This window comes from Neisseria sp. P0022.S010 (assembly GCF_051956635.1).
This window is the reverse complement of sequence record NZ_JBQCXF010000745.1, coordinates 1-994: the sequence shown is the minus strand read 5'-3', so window position 1 is coordinate 994 and position 994 is coordinate 1. Positions and strand designations below refer to the sequence as shown.

Here is a 994-nt window from a genome sequence, read left to right as displayed (position 1 = left end):
ATTGAGAATAATTATAACAGAAGCAACCATTATTTGCTGTTTGCCAGCTCGAGCGTCAATCTGTTTTAAATTGAGTGTCGTTCTGGGAATATAGCAGATTTTTCAGTATCCCTGTGATTTTAAATTCTGCTGTTATAATGTTGCCCGATTAGTGAATGGAAAGGTAACGAGATGTCAGTACAAACAATTGCCGTGGTCGGCGCAATGGAGCAGGAAATCGAGCTTTTGCGTGAAAGCATGGCTAATGTCAAGCATGTGTCCTTCGGTAAATTCTCGGCGTATGAAGGCGAGTTGGCAGGAAAACGCATGGTATTGGTTTTAAGCGGTATCGGTAAGGTTAATGCAGCGGTTTCGACTTCTTGGGTCATTCATCAGTTTGCACCGGATTGCATCATCAATACCGGCAGTGCAGGAGGTTTGGGCAAAGGATTGAAGGTCGGCGATGTGGTCATCGGCAAAACTGTGGCGCATCACGATGTTGACGTAACGGCTTTTGGTTATGTTTGGGGGCAAGTACCGCAACTTCCTGCTGTGTTTGCATCGGATGAGAACTTGATTCGCCAAGCAGAAAAGGCGGCGCAAGTGTTTGAAGGTGCGGCTGTAACTCAAGGCTTGATTGTTAGTGGCGACCGTTTTGTGCACAGCAGCGAAGGTGTCGCGGAAATCCGCAGCCATTTCCCTGAGGTCAAAGCAGTGGAAATGGAAGCTGCGGCGATTGCGCAGACTTGTCACCAGTTAGAAGTGCCGTTTGTGATTATTCGCGCCGTATCCGATTCGGCAGATGAGAAAGCGGACATCAGCTTTGAAGAGTTTTTGAAAACGGCGGCCGTCAGCTCGGCGAAGATGGTAACCGAGATTGTCAAATCGCTATAAAATCATGCAGAAACGTTGAATTTCCGTTAGAATACGGAACGATTCAACCTTATTCTAAGGCCGTCTGAAAACCGAATCCCTGTTTTTTCAGACGGCCTTTCCGACTTTAATTGCATTTATC

Annotated in this window: 1 protein-coding gene; it reads left to right on the top strand. The window is 46.6% G+C overall.

Annotated elements, in window-relative coordinates:
• Positions 1 to 171 precede the first annotated feature (171 nt).
• Complete coding sequence (locus ACTHUT_RS21120) at positions 172 to 873, top strand: 5'-methylthioadenosine/adenosylhomocysteine nucleosidase (protein ID WP_250600918.1); 702 nt, start codon at positions 172 to 174, stop codon at positions 871 to 873.
• Positions 874 to 994: the final 121 nt, after the last annotated feature.